Source organism: Sphingobacterium sp. WOUb80, from assembly GCF_050058145.1.
Classification (GTDB): domain Bacteria; phylum Bacteroidota; class Bacteroidia; order Sphingobacteriales; family Sphingobacteriaceae; genus Sphingobacterium.
In genome coordinates, this window is record NZ_CP165617.1 from 2,064,559 (window position 1) to 2,080,435 (window position 15,877).

A 15,877-nucleotide genomic window follows, 5' to 3' on the forward strand; every position below is an offset into this window, starting at 1 on the left:
CTGCCTTGCGAGGCAGTTGTTTTTTGTAAATTTGTACAACAAAAACAGGATGCATACGATCAACTCCATATCCGAATTTCATCGGCAATTGTCCTTGCCGGCCCCTTTACATCCGCTCGTCAGTGTCATAGATGTAGCTGGAATAAAGCCCGATGAAAGCGACATCTGGGCGCAGTTCTGCGTGAATTTCTATAGTATTTCGCTTAAAAAAGACGTTACTGCAACATTAAAGTACGGACAACAGTATTATGATTTCGACAAAGGAACAATGAATTTCATTGCGCCCAAGCAGATTCAATCGTTGACGATTGCTGAAATCAGAAAGATGAATACCGAATGCGGAAAAGGTTACATGCTCCTATTTCACCCTGATTTTTTGTATACACACCCACTCGCCACCGAGATAAAAAACTACAATTTCTTTTCCTATGCTCTTAACGAAGCATTACATCTCTCCGAACGCGAAGAAAAAGACATTATAGAAATTTTTCTTAAAATCGAAAGAGAATATCAGCATATCGACAAACATACCCAAGGTATTATTTTGTCGCAAATTGAAATGCTATTGCAATACAGCAATCGTTTCTATGAGCGTCAATTCATTACCCGCAAAGCTGTTAACCATACGCTCCTCACCCAATTGGAAAAATTGCTGGATGCGTATTTCGGCAACGAAGAAACATTAAAACAAGGGCTTCCAACCGTAGAGTATTTAGCTGAAAACCTCCATGTATCAGCGCGCTATTTAAGCGATTTGCTACGTTCAGTTACCGGTAAAAACACGCAACAGCACATTCATGATAAGTTAATTGAAGAAGCCAAGGAACAACTCACGGCAACAAGCCTTTCCGTGGCTGAAATTGCCTATAAACTCGGTTTTGAACATCCACAATCGTTCAACAAACTGTTTAAGAAAAAAACCAATGTTTCACCTTTAGCGTTCAGACAATCGTTTAACTGACAAAACAGTATACATTAAATTTTAGTGCGAATTGTGTGTTACATTTAAAGAAACCTGCGCTTCCCAAATGCTTTCATGGCCATCCCTGCGGCTAAACCTCCGATCACATACCAGGCCACGGTCATCAACTTGGTGCGGTCGGTCTTTTTTATAGGCGTAGCGTCCAGACCTGCCTGCTCAGGGATGGTCAATGTCGCCAGGCCTACCACTGTTCCGAGCACTGCTCCTTTGAGCAGCAGATTTTTCTGACCGCCGTAGCCGATGAGGGTATATAACATGGCATTGGAAGCTACGTCTGCGCCAAAAGTTGCTGCCACCAACCCGTTGCCTTTTAGCGGTTTAAATCCGGCAAAACGCACTGTTTTTTGCATTGCCTCCGCGCCTACCTTATCGACTTCAGGCGCTTCATTATCAAACCTTTTGGCGATGCCATGAACTACATTGAGTACAAGCGCACCGATCAGTCCGCTCAGCATATCTTTATTGAATCCATTCATATGATTTTCTTTTTGTTTTCAATCTTGCTTATAACATGTATGTTCAATTATTCTGAGAACAGCGGGCAGCCTAAAATAGTTTAGGAAATCAAGGATGGCAAAATGACCTTTAATTTCCCGAGTAAAAATCCAAATGTCCCAGTCTGTAAAATTCAGTAATGTAAATACAACGAGTTTCGGAGCTTCTGGACTGCATTTAGGTCGCATTTATAGGTGCTGGAGGCCATGTCAAAATAATCAATCTATTGGATGGAAGGCCGCTTCATTTCCTTTGTCTCTTCCCTATGGCTTTTATGGGCCATCAAAGTCCATAGCTTCCAGCAAAAAGAAAAGACCAGAAACCTCTGAAAAGCCCGGTCTTTTCTAACTAAGTTATCCATCAAATGGATTATTATAAGGACAAGATTGAGCTGAACATCGTTTGAAAAAATTTCAATTAGCGGTTTGTCGGTACAGGCTCAAACTTGTAGGATCCATCTAGAGAAGAAGCGATAATGAAATTTCTGTCAATTTATCAGGTAAAATTTGACAGTTTTGCTGCAAAAATTTCAGTTTTTTGAGCTCGGTATTTTTTTTGTACAGGCCTTAATACAGTCGGCCGGCTGATAGATTTAAATTATTGTTATACTTCATTAAAAGGAGGTTACTATGAAACTTGCAAAAAGAAACTGGAACAATTTTTCACTTTTTTCGCCCATGTTTGATAATTTTAACCGTGAGCTTTTAAACTGGGACAACAAAAATTACTCATCAACAAGTACCACCGTTCCTGCGGTCAACATCAAGGAAAACGCAGACAGCTTCGAAGTGGAGGTCGCTGCCCCGGGCATGGCCAAAGACGATTTCAAGGTGACATTAGACGGCAATCTCTTGACCATATCTTCGGTTAAGCAAGAAGAAAACGAGGAACATAGAGACAACTATACACGTCGGGAGTTTAGCTACCAATCTTTCCAGCGTAGTTTTGAACTTCAGAAAGAGGTTGTCGATCAGGACAATATTCAGGCGCGCTACGAAAATGGTATGCTCCGATTGACCATACCCAAAAAAGAAGAAGCCAAACAGAAAGAACCGCGGATGATCGAAATATCCTAAAGATCCAAATAGCAAATTTAATGGTTAGCCTCCCGTGGAGGCTAATCTATTTTTTCAGTCTTTAACGCTAAGATTATGAAAACCTCGAATTACTATATTGAATTACAGATGTACAGCCACGGACAATACATCACTATCGCCAGTTTTGACCAAAAAAGCTGCGAAAAGATTATTCATGAACTGTTTGATGAACTGCGCGGTGAACTTGAAGCCTCAGACAGCAGACGTCTTCGCATCAATCTTCTTCTAAGCGACGCTGCAATTCAGAGGACACAATTACGATCCATCCACTGTACACTGGATGAATTGGCCGAGAATACCAAGATTATCATCAAGAAGACCTTCCGCTCAGTAAACTTTGACTGAGGGAAGTGCACTTCAGCATACAACACAAGCTATCTGCCTATAGACCATTTAAACACATTTTTTTTACAATCATTTTTCTCTAAGCCTTGATTTTTATCAAATTGATTTTTAATTTGGGCACGGTTTTTCAAAAAGGCACCTGCTGCCCAAACCGACATTTTTTAAAAGCTAATATTCTATTTAAATATAAATTTTAGTTATTGGATCATGTTAACAGAATTACTAATTACAAAAACAGACCGACGTTTTTCTTTCAGGCCATTTCTTATCGCACTTATTGTGCTGGCTAACAGTTTCTATCTATCGGGGCAATCCTTGAAGCCCATCAAATCCGGTTTCGAAGCGAGGTTGATCAATATTGAAGCACCTAGCAACGAACCCTTTCGTTATACAACGACCTTGACCAACGGATTCGCTCAATTGGTTAATTACAACCTGAATGCCCAGCTGCCTGATGGATGGCAGATTAGCTACCGCGTAGAAGGCTCGCAGGTGACTTCCCTGCAGATGCAGCCCAATAAAGCCCAGGAAATCGGCATTGAAATCAGCTGTCCGATCACGGCCAAGCCGGATAAATATAAAATTCCAATACGGGCTATATCCCCAACCGATACCTTAAAACTTGAGCTCGAAGCTGTAGTCAAAGGCTCCTATGCCCTTGAGTTGACCACCCCCAGCGGACGGCTGAGCGACGAAGTCGTATCAGGTAGTACCAAGGAAATTCTGCTTAAAGTCAAAAACACGGGCACCCTGCCACTCAATGCCTTGGAACTGACGTCCCAATTACCCAGCCGATGGGAGGCAAGCTTCGATCCGTCGAACATCAAACAGCTCGAAGCAGGTAAATCTATTGACGTCAAAGTCAACCTAAAAGTTCCCGACAAAACTATTGCCGGTGACTATGCTTCCAAATTTGAGATTAAGTCATCCAATAGCAACGCCGACATTTCATTCCGTATGATCGTGAAGACATCTTTGCTTTCTGGTTGGATCGGCATGCTTGTCATCGTATTGGCCATTGGTTTGGTGTATTTTCTCATCCGCAAATACGGCCGCAGATAGGGGCTTTACAAAAAGATGATCATCATGAAGGACCCTATCATTCAATTGACAGGCCTGACAAAAAGCTATGGCAAAGTAACCGCCGTAGACCAGTTGGACCTGCATATTTATCCCGGAGAGATCTTTGGCCTGCTCGGCCCCAATGGAGCCGGAAAGACAACCAGCATCCTGATGATGCTAGGCTTGACCGAACCCACGGCCGGCACTGCCTATGTCTGTGGCTACAATGCCACGCGCAATCCGATCGCAGTGAAACGAAAAGTTGGCTACCTGCCCGACAATGTAGGTTTCTACCCGGATATGACAGCGCTGGAAAATCTATGCTTCATTGCCAGATTAAATGGCCTTTCGGAATCCGATGCGCAAGCATCCGCAAAAGACATGTTATATGTCGTGGGGCTCGAGAAGGAAATGCATAAAAAAACCGGCGCATTTTCCCGTGGTATGAAACAACGTTTAGGCTTGGCCGAAGTGCTGATCAAGGCTCCTGAGGTTGCTATCCTCGACGAACCTACGCTGGGCATTGATCCCAAGGGTGTTGACGAATTCCTCGAACTCATCAAGCAGCTCAGCAAGGAACATAACCTTACTGTACTGCTTTCTTCACACCACCTCCACCAGGTGCAGCGTGTATGCGATCGGGTCGGTATTTTTGTCGGCGGAAAGTTACTGGTCGAAGGATCGCTCGAAAGCCTTGCCCATAACCTGCAGCAGCAGAAAGGCATCAGTACCGTTATTACCCTTGACCATGCCCAGGGCGATACCAAACGGTTTGAAGAAGCATTAAAGCCCCTGCCCGGACTCCGTGATCTTACCGTGAACGGACTTACGATCGAATTAAAGACAGACAACGATACGACTGCAATGGCAGTACGCATGCTGGTAAACAATGGCGCGGATATTGTTTCCGTGAGCCGCAACGACTACCAGCTCGACGATATTTATAATACCTATTTTGAGAACAGCATAACTATAGATAATGCCTATGAAAAATCTAAGGGTTTCTTCAAAAGATACCAATAAACGGCCATCCTTTCCGATGCAGGTTTTGGTCCGCAAAGAAATTGCGGCACATATCCGCAGCTGGCGTTTTATTATACTGATCCTGCTTATCGTACTAACCTTCGGCGCATCCCTCTATGTTTCATCCATGGGACTCAAAGACGCTGTCAGCAATATGCGCGATCCCGATCAGTCTTTTCTCTATCTTAAGCTACTGACCATAACGGACAATTCCATTCCGCCATTTCATGTTTTTCTGAACTTTCTGGCGCCACTATTGGGCATAGCCCTGGGTTTTGACGCCGTCAATGCAGAATATAACAACGGAACACTCACCCGTTTGCTGGCGCAACCAATTTACCGCGACAATCTGCTGTTCGCCAAATTTCTGGCGCCACTGGCCGTGGTAGGTACATTATTTGTTGCGCTGGTCATGCTGATGATAGGCGGCGGTCTCCTGGGTACCGGTGTTCGGATAGAACCCCAGGAGTTGCTGCGTATCTTCGGTTTTACCTTGATCAGTGTGCTCTATGTTGCCTTCTGGCTGAGCCTTTCTATCCTGTTGTCGATCCGCTTTCGCCAGCCGGCCACCTCAGCACTTACCGCCATCGGCGTCTGGTTGTTTTTTACGGTATTCTTTCCTATCCTGGTCAATCTAGCAATACGCCCCTTTTTGCCCAATCCCAATTATATTTCAGAGCAGGAATACATCGGCTATAATGAGCTGATCTTAAATCTGCTCCGGTTATCACCGAGCCAGCTCTATACCGATGCCACGACTACCCTATTGATGCCCTCTGTACGCAGCCTTGGTCCTATTTCCATGGAACAGATGGTCGGTGCCATCCCTTCGCCACTCTCCTTTCGGGAAAGTTTTCTGATGGTCTGGCCACAGGTCAGTGGACTCAGCGCAGCCATGATGATCTGTTTTGCCTGGTCTTATTACATTTTCATGCGGAGGGAAATCAGAAGTTAAGCGCTTTCGCCAAAGCAGCTTGTTACAACTGCACTCATAAACTGTAAGGCGCACGCTCTCGTGCGCCTTTATTATCCTCTTTTCAGCGCGCTCTTTTAGGTCATTTAGCAGGCAGGCTATTCGTGCCAGAGAGCTTGCGACATTCTATTATGAGCCTGAGGTGAACCTTTTCTCCGGAAATGCGCTATTAAAGTTATGGTTCGGTTTGGCCGATGAAGATCAATTGGATTTGTCTGCCGCTATTTCTTCCATCGTAGAACAGGATCAGGAACGTGTAATGGCTGCTCCATTAATGCTGACCTGAATAAGATTGCACAGGTAATCCAAAACCTGGTAGAAAATGCAGCTAAATATTCCCCATTAGGAACCCAAATTACATTTGGCTATTTGGCCACGGCAAATCAGGATATAGAAATTTTCGTCAGCGACCAAGGGATGGGAATTGCTGCGGAAGACCGAGATCAGATATTCGAACGATTTTACAGGGCAGGAAAAGATAGGGTCGGAACAATCTCTGGATTTGGCATAGGCCTTTATCTCTGCCGTGAAATTGTAGAACTGCATCATGGACATATCGCTGTGGAGAACAATTCAGCAGGCGGAACCACATTTAAGGTGTGGCTTCCCGCTCAGTAGTCTAAATATCGTCAATATTATAAGTTCTTTTCTTGGGCTTTTCGGAAGACAGATACGCGGGCATGTTGGTCATTTAATTGCCTTTAAATGACTTTTCTTTTTTTAGATAGGTTTACTTTTGTCGCAAATGTATCCCGTTCGGGATTGAAGAAGAGCAAAATGAAGAAAGAATCACGCCTCATATCGCTCATTGTTGGTGGCACCCTGTTTATGGAGATGCTCGACACCACAGCGATATCCACGGCCTTACCCAAAATGGCACATGATTTTGAGAGCAATGTGGTACACCTCAGTGCGGGCATTACTTCGTACACCGTCATGCTAGCTGTATTTATTCCAATCAGCGGCTGGATTGCCGACCGCTACGGTGCAAAAAAAGTTTTCAATACGGCAATTATCGGATTTATACTTTCGTCGATCGCCTGTGGGCTGAGTACCAACTTAACAGCCTTCGTGATAGCGCGTATCTGCCAGGGCACAGCCGGAGCACTTATGGTGCCGGTCGGCCGTCTCATTGTGCTAAAACATACTGCAAAGAAAGATCTGGTAGATGCGATCGGTTATATTGCCTGGGCTGGATTGTTAGGTCCTATTATCGGACCTGTGCTGGGGGGATTTTTTACAACCTATTTTAGCTGGCACTGGATTTTCTTTATCAATATACCGTTTGGCGTATTTGCGCTGTGGGCAGTGAATAAATTTATTCCAGCAATGGAATCTGAAAATATCCGTCCACTTGATATTGTCGGTTTTTTTATCAGCGGTATAGGTCTCGCGGGCATTATGCTGGGGACAGAAATGATCGGCGCAGCCAAAGGAGATTATACCAAACCACTTGTTACCATCGTGGCAAGCTTTGCGCTGATGGCTATTGCGGTGTGGCACTCCCGACGTATCAGGTATCCATTGATCGATTATAGTATCCTCAAAATAAAGACGTTCCGGGTTACAGTATATTCCGGATCGATTACCCGTATGGTGATCAATGTTGCTCCATTTATCCTGCCACTTATGTTACAGCTGGGTTTTGGACTGAGCCCATTTCATGCAGGCCTCCTCTATATGGCTAACATGCTGGGCAGTATGAGCATGAAGCCTGTAGCCATATGGATAACACGAAGATTTGACTTCCGTAAAGTCTTAATCGGGAATGGTATTATCTTAACATTTTTTACGGCCGGCCTTTCCCTGCTTTCCTTGCAGACACCGATCTGGCTTATAGCAATTGTGTTCTTTTTCTCCGGACTTACACGGTCGCTTCAATTTACAAGCCTTAACACCCTGGCCTATGCAGACATACCCAATGAGCAGATGAGCAATGCGAATACGCTGTATAATACGGCACAACAAATGGCGCTTGGTATGGGGATCGCCCTAGGCGCGGTGACACTTCACCTGGCAAGCAGTTACTATCAGGATACCGTTTATCAGATGCGGGATTTTAGTCTGGCGCTACAGTTAATTGCTGCCTTGTCCTTGCTATCCTTGATCGAATATTTCAAAATTAATCCGAGCGACGGAAGAAATTTAAGGGGCCTGCCGTCACAAAAAGAACTTCAGAAGGCCGCTTAAGCCCCTATACCTATATTTGGGATACACTTTTCGGGCTGCGGCCAAACTACGGTGGTACTCGTACGGGACATCTAACTCTACTACTTACCATCTGCAGCCCACAAAATAGCATTGGTGAACATCGTTTTAAAATCGTTGGAGGCAAATAGCGATCCACTGTGACCGATCAGAAAATATACATTTCTCGCTTTCACAGCTGTATTGCTCCAAATAACCGGATGATCGCCCATTTTGATATCAGAAACGGGCTGATAACTACGCTCATCGACATGAGCCAATACCTTAACATTCGGACGCGGGCTTTTGTCAAAGGTGTAAAACTCATCATTTGGTATTAGGAAATGCTGATTTACGCCTTTCATAACGGGATGTGTTGAATCTTCTACATAGACCGTAGCGGATGCCGTTTTAGCGATATAGTTTTTGAATCGTATACCGCCCATAAAATTGGAAAACCAATCCCACATCTTGTAACCGTCAAATTCCCCCAGCAGTCCGGCATGATGAAATCCTACCCATCCACCTTTGCCATGCGTTATATAATCTATAAATGCATTTTCTGCCTCCTTCGTCCACATATAAGGCGGATAGTCCAGCTGTATAATGACCTTAAACTTGACCAGATATTCTTTTGTCATCTTTTCAGTAGTATTGATTTCTGTCAGACGAAAGCCTTCTTTTTCACCGGTCTCCTTCAGCCATGCTAATCCTGCGTCAGTAAAAGACGCATGTTGTCCGCCCCTTTCAGTAAGCACCAATACATCAAATACCTGTTTAGTCTGTGCATTTAAACAGGGGATTGTTCCGATTGCCAATAGCCACAGCGCGACAATATTTCGGTATAGGAAGGTCGAAATCCTTCGGTTTAGATCTTGTTTTATCATAATATCATCTATTTAGCTCTTCTGGTTGATATTCCGCTGTTAGCGAAAGCCATTTTCCAGCGGTGGTCATCCAGACTTCTTTGTAGGTTGCATTATTGGCCTGCGGCCAATAGGGAACGTCTTCGTTGTATCGGGTTTGTATACCGACAGGCATCTCACCAACCATCTCCCCCGGAAGCGGACAGTATTGTTGCGCAAAATTGGCTCCTTCGCCGTAAATCAATGATTGGCCAAAAGGGTTCTTACCGACCGTCCAATAGAGCTGTTCTCTGCCGATCTGCAACAGCTTATCATTTTTTAAATATTTGCCCAATAGGGCTGCTGCCTTACCCTGGCTCAAATGAATTGCCGCATTGCCCCGAAAGGAAAACCAGACTGGAAAACGTTTTAAATAATACGCTTCGTCCAATTTAACACCTTGCTTAAGCTGGTCTACATAATCCTCTTTTGCTTTTTTACCGGCAAAAAGATGCTGTCGCTGAAAGCTGAGCGAGTCTTGATCCTCATCGATACGATAAACGCCCGCGGGCACCATGCCATAAGGAGCGGTATACTTCATCATCTGGAGTAGATAATCGCCATAGGCATGCAATGCTTGCTGCCAGCGCGATTGATTAGGATGATGAGGTTGTCCTTCTGCTAGCGTGACCAATGCCTGAGCATACACCTGCTCCCGCGATTGATGATTCGCGTGAACGACCACCTTTTGCGTTTTATCCCGATAGAAAAATCCTTTGAGACCATCGGCATCTCCTAGAGGTTCTTTGCGCTGTGCCAACAATACCTCGTCCATGAAATCGGCTGCATGCTGTGCATATCTATCCTGCCCTGTCAATTTATACAGTTGACTCGCCGCCCAGGATGCTGTCGCCATAAATTGACTTTCGGATGTCGCATAGCTATGCTCCCAAAATATCGGAAAATGATCATAACCTTTCTCCCGCCATTTGGCCACTGCAAAATCAAAATCCTCCATGGCCGTTTTTTTAAGTTTCTCACTTAAAGCCGGATCCTGGGTTATACTCATGGCCGCATAGGCCTCGTAGGCCGCAAACAAGAAATTATCAAAAGGACTGTCATGTACACGCGCCTTCATGTCATCCTTATTTCCGATCAGACCATCTGTCCAGATGACAATGCCGGCACTACTCGCCCTATACCCCTTCCCTAAGCGGGTTTTCAATATAAAATCTATGCCCCATTCGGCCTCTTCCATAAGCCGTAAATAAAGTGCCTGATTATCATTTTTCACCTTATTGGCCATTTCCAATAGCGAGAATACGACATCCCCTGTCTGCAGGCTCTGTTGTGAAAGATCACCTGCATCATGCCAGCCGCCATTATAGGCGAGTCTAAGTCCCTCAAAACTGGCTCCGATATCGGCATGACAGGAGCCATGCTTTTCCGACACCGGGTGTCCACAACGTTCACAAAAGATAAAATTAAGTACCCGCCATACCGAATTCTGCCAGATGTTATCACCGACGGTAAAAGGCAAGCTCTCAAGATCCGTCACCCTAATTTTATACTGCCCGGCCGTTGTGAGATCACTAAAGTCCAGCACATCAAATTCGCCGATAGACGTATGAACCTTTTTCTTTTTTCCCGCATACACCACTTGATTGTCGGAAACCCGAACAATCTGAAACGAAGCATTCCCCTGCTCACTACGCTTTAAAAGAGCTGTTTTTTCGCCTAAACGATCGTATCCTGTGGATGAATAAATAATGCGTCCCGCTGCAGGTTCCCAGCCCAGCATCCGTTCGGGGTTTTCCACCTGCTGCAGTTCGATGCCATCGATATAAAAATTTAAGGAGTCGCCGGTAACACGGTCTTTACCAAAGCCTGGAACGCCGAAAGCAATACGCGTAATACGATCCCGAGGCAAATCGCCGATTTCTAAAAAACAGGTATTCCAGGTTCTATTGACCAAATTTATTTCATGCGTGCCTTCCCTAAAATATTCATCTGGAATCTTCTGTTTACCATCATTGTAATAATGCAAATTTAAATGCAGGTTGCGACCACCCTCACAATCGGGATAGATTCGGAAAATAATGCGGTTGTATTTTTCCCAATTTTCTCCGCCAACCTCAAATACGGCCGAGGCACCGCCATAGTTTGCATAATCGCCATCTGTGGGCGCTCCCGGGGCCCAGTCTTTGCGGACCGTAGGCACCTGTAGTTTTACCTGGCCGGAGCTGGGTTCACCCGGCTTCCTCGTCAAAGAAATTTTACCCACGCCCTCCTGCCTCCAGTTGACGAAATCAGTGATTCCTTTGGGCTGATGCCGTAGTAAGACCTTTTTTTTCCAGCCAAGATTTTCCAGTGATCCTGTTGTATCTAAGGGCAATGGACGATGTAAGATACCCGTATTCCAGATCGCATCATTCAGTTTCCCATCTGCGGTAAGTTTTGCTGTCTGCCCCATCGCCTTGCCCGAGCACAGCACAAACAGCAAACCGATCGATGATGATAAAATCGTATTCATTAGCCTATTTCGCATGAAAGGGTGCCTTAAATTCTTTTCTAAACGTTTGAACGCCCTTGCTTGGAAAATCTTTTGGAACAGCTTGTGTTACCTTTCCGGTCACGGCCCATTCGCAGCCCCGCAGTAAAATGACCTGAAAACCGGTACATTCCATGGAATAACGCAGTTCAGGATCATTGCCGACATGTCCCATCACGGTCACAAACACCCTGCCCTTTCCATAATTAACCGTCCACATGATCGGTTCTTCGCGTCCGATTCCCTGCGGACGTGTATCATCAACGGTTGTTGCCAAAATTTCCATATGCTGTGCCGGCCCGCGGAGGTAGGTGTAAAGTTCATCTTTAAAATGACTCCAAACCGTTGGCAGTCCTTTCAAAATAGGATGCTCCACGGCCTTGTGCGTCACATCAAATGGATGCTGCAAGCCATGGTGCCCTGCCGGTCCGGGGCTATAATCGTATACGATCCGGTCATTCTTAAAGTAAACATAGGGACCCACGGACTCATCCCTTCCATCCCAGGCGCCCAATGCGGTCATCTTATTATATTCTGGCCAATCCGCCATGGGGACGATTGCCGAATGAATAACGACTAAAGCACCTCCATTGGCCATATATTCTTCAAAATCCTTTTGCGCCGCTTTACTCCAGGTGGTGCCCCCATAATTGGCAATCACGAGATTATAGTTGCCAAAGGCAGGCCGAAAGGTAGCAATATCCTGACCGAAGGGCGGACTTACCGCAACATCGACCTCAAAAAGGCCGCTCTGCTCGAGTATCTTTTCTATTGCATCTGTGCTCCCTTTCCACCAATGGGCGCCATCCTGTCCCGTTACAATAAGGGCTTTGTGTTTCTGCTGTGCCCATAGTGAGGTGCAAGCCAATGACAACAGGGTCAAGAGCATCGCTATTCGACTGAAGTATTTCATTATTATTTCCATTCTACGCGATCAAATTGCCATTTCGTTTTTAAATTATTTCCATTTTTGTCCACAGAAAACTGCCCATCCTTCATATAACGCCGGTATAATTCATATTTTCCATCGTTATTCCTATCCTCCAGCAGCAGCTCCCGCTGATCAGAAACCGTTATGTCGCTGACGTGTTTAATTTCTTTCGAGTAATAACCGATGATCACGTAGTAACACTTGAAAATATCAAAATAGGGATAATGACCATTGTCAGCCGTAAAAAGTAAAACATCCTCGAGCTCAGCGGAATCGTCCATCTGCACACGCAAACTCTTGTGGAGACCAAATCCGGGCTTTTGGACCTCCGGCGGAAAACGGTCCCAACCAGTAGGTTCAGTCGTTATAAACTGGCCCTGCGAAGTCTTTGCCAGCAGCAGAAACAGCACGAGGTATAAAATCTGTTTATAGTTCATTTTTAATCGATTATAGACTACATTTCACCTAAAGATATAGACTGCACTTCACATAAAGGCACCTATTTTCTTTACTTTAACTTCGAAATCTTCCCGGGCTACACGGGATCTATTTTTCATTTTCGTTCGATAATTATAGATCGTATTGATGGAATAGCCAAAAAAGTTGGCAATCTTCAAACTGTCTACAATTCCCAGACGAATCAGTGCAAAAATGCGCAATTCCGTATTCAGCACTTCCCCCCTTTTGAGAACAATCTGTTCTTCATCGGACAACAGCGCATTCACCTGATCCACAAAATCCGGAAAGAGATTGATAAACATCTTATCAAAATTTGCAAACAATTCTTTCAGTTCCTCATCCGTCAATGAGTTATCCCGCGTTATCCGGGCAAGTTCTTCATATTGCCGCTCCTGCATTTTTTTATTGACCATTTTTCGATAATTATCCAACTTTGATATATAAATGGAACATTCATTCAAAAAATAAGCAATATACTCTTCCTTAATATGATTGGCCTCTGCTACTTCTAAGTTGCGACTGGCCAACTCCGTATTCATATCATGCAGTTTGCTATTAAAAGTAGCGAGATCTGCATTTGCAGCAGCTAATTTGCGCGCTGATGCCCGTCCTTTCTTCAGTTGCTTATATACATAAAGCACAGAGATGATCAGCAATACCGACAAAACAGAAACCAGTAGAAGCAGTCCCTTTAGCTGCTCGCTTTTCTGCTCATTTTTACGTTGATATTCACTGTCGATGATCGTCTGAATATTGAGGATTTCCGAGCTCCGGATCCTGGTATTATAGGCCTTGATATTTTCTAGGGAGAAACAGATATACTGATAGGCCCTATTGATATCCCCCTCCTGCATTAACAAATTGGCTAAAACGGATATAGATGCATTATCTCTGATCGCAAGCTGTATATCCGACAGGGTCGACAGCGCCAGATATTTCTTTTCATTTGCGATGTCCCCCAATTCCCTATAGATCAATGAACGATGGAATGTGACCAGCGCATAACCAGGTTTGTCAGGTGATGTAAGCTGCAGGCGGCGATCATTGATCTTCAGTGCATCGAGGTATTGCTTTTTCAGTCTAAACTTTTTCTCTACAATGCGCAAATGCTCTTCCGACGCCTCTGGTGTAAGATCGCGCACGGTATCATTAAAACGATTAGCTTGCGCCCAATAAGTACTTCTCGCCTCTGTATGTTGCGTGTACTTTCCCATTCCAAGGTAAAGTTCTCTGTAAGCAATTGCATAAGGTACACTAAGATCATCATTCAATTCATTTGCCTTAACAGCTTTCAATAGCTCCGAAGCTTCCATGTACATACCCAGCCCGACAAAAAGGTTTCCTAACGCAATTGTAGATTCATTCCATTTGTTTTTGTCCTTTAATTCTTCTGCAATTCTTCGGTTTATATTGAGATAATGTATAGCAGAATCAGATACATAGTTTTTATACTCATTAAAAAGTGCAAAATTAAAATTGTAGCCTTTATCAGAGGTCCGTATTAGCGCATTACGTTGAATTTTTAACCCTTGTATCCTTTGCTCTTTCTGGCGCAAAAACAGTGCATTGTCCCTAATCCTCCCGTCTAGAAGATGCAATAAAGAGTCCACCTCACTTTGTCCATAACAAGCAACAGCGTTCACTATCCAAAATATAACGATCAATAGGTTTGTTTTCATAAAAATTGGTTACTTACATCACAAGACCATGTGTCATACACAGGCAGGTTTGAGGAACTAAATATAACAATTTTAACAAAAAACAAGTGTTTTGCCGTACTTATATTTTAAAATGTGTGTAGCTCGTAAATCCAAGAAAAGTATTGTCATTAGGAATACCGAAAGGAGCCTGCTGATCCCGCAGTGATTGCATATTTCCAGTGCCATAGTGTTTTAACGCGACTTCAATACCCGGAAACATTGGGCTGCTTGCGCTACATACGACACAGCTTGTTGTGCGGTTATAGGCTTTCCGAGTAAAATCGTATCCTGCAGATATCCTGTTTTGTAAGGCCGAATAGAGTGAATTATCTTCTTGCATAGAAGCTATTTCCGCTGCATAAGTCAGGCCTGTGAGGGAATATTGATAGTGGACACAATCTTGTCGGTCGCATAGCTCAGGCATCGTACCATCGGTGCTTATAACCAAAGGCATAACGGTTTTCAATGTTGCTATTCCATTCGCGTAGACACTCGTATTATTTTGGAATATCCCAATGGTCATAAGCGCATAACCTGCAGAAACATTCCAATTGTTTTTATAATTTGGTATTTTGTCGATATAGGTTTTCACTAAACTGAGATAATCACTAAATTGTTTAATATCTGTCGCCGACCAATTGGCCGAAACACCTTTCGGTTTATAATAGCGGATAATTTCTGCTGCTGCCACAAAAGTAGGCGTTGTCCAAGAAGTCTCCAGGGCAGGCTGATTGACATTATCTGTTGCATCAATAATCTCGTATTTTTTAAATGTTGAAGCCCAACCATTCAAAATACCTATGCATTTATTTGCATCGGCTAGATCCGCCGTTTTAGCGAACTTGAGTGCATAGGCATAGGCTAGTTCGGAATCCGAGCGTATCTGGCTTTTTGACGGACTGGTGTGCCCATTAGACCCTACAGCGACTATAGCATAAAACGAATTCGGATAGCTTTTTGAAGCAATAAAATCCGTAACTTTTTTAAATGCAGCCGTCCGCGTGGGATCGTTACGATCCACCTGCTGTGCGATAAGATCCAACGCCGCGGCGCTGTTTAACACACCAGGATGCGCAAAAGGGCCATCTTTTATCACTGTTGGAGGAGTAGGTTTCCTAATGGCCGTTTCTGGTACAAATCCGCTTCCACCATTCCCCTCTTTACATCCCATAAGAAGTACCCCGAACAGGAGACCGAGCAATACTTTGTTTTTCAATTTGTTCATTT

The 15,877-nt window shown here is 44.2% G+C and carries 16 protein-coding genes; 9 read left to right on the forward strand and 7 right to left on the reverse strand.

Annotation, left to right across the window (positions count from 1 at the left end; translation table 11 throughout):
- Positions 1-49: 49 nt before the first annotated feature.
- Complete coding sequence (locus AB1Z56_RS08485) at positions 50-961, forward strand: helix-turn-helix domain-containing protein (protein WP_426791703.1); 912 nt, start codon at positions 50-52, stop codon at positions 959-961.
- Positions 962-1,005: 44 nt separating this feature from the next.
- On the opposite strand, the gene AB1Z56_RS08490 is transcribed toward AB1Z56_RS08485, so the two are convergent.
- Positions 1,006-1,332, reverse strand: coding sequence for a hypothetical protein (locus AB1Z56_RS08490; RefSeq protein ID WP_426791704.1), 327 nt, complete (start codon positions 1,330-1,332; stop codon positions 1,006-1,008).
- A 774-nt stretch (positions 1,333-2,106) separates the two neighbouring features.
- Here AB1Z56_RS08490 and AB1Z56_RS08495 point away from each other — a divergent pair.
- From AB1Z56_RS08495 to AB1Z56_RS08530, 8 genes are all read left to right on the forward strand, one after another.
- Entirely contained in the window at positions 2,107-2,553 is a 447-nt protein-coding gene (locus AB1Z56_RS08495; RefSeq protein WP_426791705.1) for an Hsp20/alpha crystallin family protein, read from the forward strand.
- A gap of 75 nt (positions 2,554-2,628) precedes the next feature.
- Positions 2,629-2,919 (forward strand): hypothetical protein, encoded by a 291-nt coding sequence (locus AB1Z56_RS08500; RefSeq protein ID WP_313265467.1) that lies wholly within the window; start codon positions 2,629-2,631, stop codon positions 2,917-2,919.
- Positions 2,920-3,126: 207 nt separating this feature from the next.
- The gene (locus AB1Z56_RS08505; RefSeq protein ID WP_426791706.1) at positions 3,127-3,981 is read left to right on the forward strand and encodes an NEW3 domain-containing protein; all 855 of its coding nucleotides are present in this window, start codon (positions 3,127-3,129) and stop codon (positions 3,979-3,981) included.
- 15 nt (positions 3,982-3,996) lie between these two features.
- Positions 3,997-5,004 (forward strand): ABC transporter ATP-binding protein, encoded by a 1,008-nt coding sequence (locus AB1Z56_RS08510; protein ID WP_426791707.1) that lies wholly within the window; start codon positions 3,997-3,999, stop codon positions 5,002-5,004.
- A complete protein-coding gene (locus AB1Z56_RS08515; protein ID WP_426791708.1) occupies positions 4,967-5,959 on the forward strand; it encodes an ABC transporter permease in 993 nt (330 codons plus the stop codon). The genes AB1Z56_RS08510 and AB1Z56_RS08515 overlap by 38 nt, the downstream gene beginning before the upstream one ends.
- Positions 5,960-6,119: 160 nt before the next feature.
- Entirely contained in the window at positions 6,120-6,263 is a 144-nt protein-coding gene (locus AB1Z56_RS08520; RefSeq protein WP_426791709.1) for a hypothetical protein, read from the forward strand.
- 26 nt (positions 6,264-6,289) lie between these two features.
- On the forward strand, positions 6,290-6,595 hold the full coding sequence (locus AB1Z56_RS08525) for a sensor histidine kinase (RefSeq protein WP_426792385.1): 306 nt from the start codon (positions 6,290-6,292) through the stop codon (positions 6,593-6,595).
- 87 nt (positions 6,596-6,682) lie between these two features.
- Positions 6,683-8,167: a DHA2 family efflux MFS transporter permease subunit gene (locus AB1Z56_RS08530; RefSeq protein WP_426791710.1), complete on the forward strand. Its 1,485-nt coding sequence runs from the start codon at positions 6,683-6,685 to the stop codon at positions 8,165-8,167.
- Between the two features lie 80 nt (positions 8,168-8,247).
- Here the strand turns inward: AB1Z56_RS08530 and AB1Z56_RS08535 are convergent, their stop codons facing one another.
- From AB1Z56_RS08535 to AB1Z56_RS08560, 6 genes are all read right to left on the reverse strand, one after another.
- The gene (locus tag AB1Z56_RS08535; protein WP_426791711.1) at positions 8,248-9,051 is read right to left on the reverse strand and encodes a ThuA domain-containing protein; all 804 of its coding nucleotides are present in this window, start codon (positions 9,049-9,051) and stop codon (positions 8,248-8,250) included.
- A gap of 4 nt (positions 9,052-9,055) precedes the next feature.
- On the reverse strand, positions 9,056-11,542 hold the full coding sequence (locus AB1Z56_RS08540) for a glycoside hydrolase family 9 protein (RefSeq protein WP_426791712.1): 2,487 nt from the start codon (positions 11,540-11,542) through the stop codon (positions 9,056-9,058).
- A 4-nt stretch (positions 11,543-11,546) separates the two neighbouring features.
- Positions 11,547-12,473: a ThuA domain-containing protein gene (locus AB1Z56_RS08545; RefSeq protein ID WP_426791713.1), complete on the reverse strand. Its 927-nt coding sequence runs from the start codon at positions 12,471-12,473 to the stop codon at positions 11,547-11,549.
- 2 nt (positions 12,474-12,475) lie between these two features.
- Positions 12,476-12,928, reverse strand: coding sequence for a hypothetical protein (locus tag AB1Z56_RS08550; protein WP_426791714.1), 453 nt, complete (start codon positions 12,926-12,928; stop codon positions 12,476-12,478).
- Positions 12,929-12,976: 48 nt separating this feature from the next.
- The gene (locus tag AB1Z56_RS08555) at positions 12,977-14,629 is read right to left on the reverse strand and encodes a DUF6377 domain-containing protein (protein WP_426791715.1); all 1,653 of its coding nucleotides are present in this window, start codon (positions 14,627-14,629) and stop codon (positions 12,977-12,979) included.
- Positions 14,630-14,729: 100 nt separating this feature from the next.
- On the reverse strand, positions 14,730-15,875 hold the full coding sequence (locus AB1Z56_RS08560; RefSeq protein WP_426791716.1) for an alginate lyase family protein: 1,146 nt from the start codon (positions 15,873-15,875) through the stop codon (positions 14,730-14,732).
- Positions 15,876-15,877: the final 2 nt, after the last annotated feature.